The organism is Pseudoalteromonas sp. S3178, from assembly GCF_005886985.1.
In the GTDB taxonomy this organism is placed as follows: domain Bacteria; phylum Pseudomonadota; class Gammaproteobacteria; order Enterobacterales; family Alteromonadaceae; genus Pseudoalteromonas; species Pseudoalteromonas carrageenovora.
In genome coordinates, this window is the sequence record NZ_PNCW01000408.1 from 1 (window position 1) to 320 (window position 320).

Below are 320 nucleotides of genomic sequence, written 5' to 3' on the forward strand. Positions count from 1 at the left end.
TTACATCACCGCTTGGCGTGACAGCTTCACTCAAAGACCATAACTGATTTTCGACCTTCTTTACTACGTACCAGCCCTCAACCATATAAAACCTAGCCAGTACTCGCTTAACATTACCATCGAGTATTGGATGATGCTGACCAAGCGCAAGAGAGAGTATCGCACCTGCGGTAGAGCGACCAATGCCCGGTAAGTCCATCACCGCTTCTAATGTTTGTGGGAATTCACCCTTATAGCTATCTCTGATCACCTTTGCAGCTTTATGAAGATTTCTTGCTCTGGCGTAATAACCAAGCCCAGTCCAATGGTGTAACACTTCA

1 pseudogene is annotated in these 320 nt (G+C 45.9%); it reads right to left on the reverse strand.

Features of this window, described 5'->3' with window-relative positions:
* A pseudogene (locus CWC11_RS21505) lies at positions 1-320 on the reverse strand (A/G-specific adenine glycosylase); the annotation flags it as partial.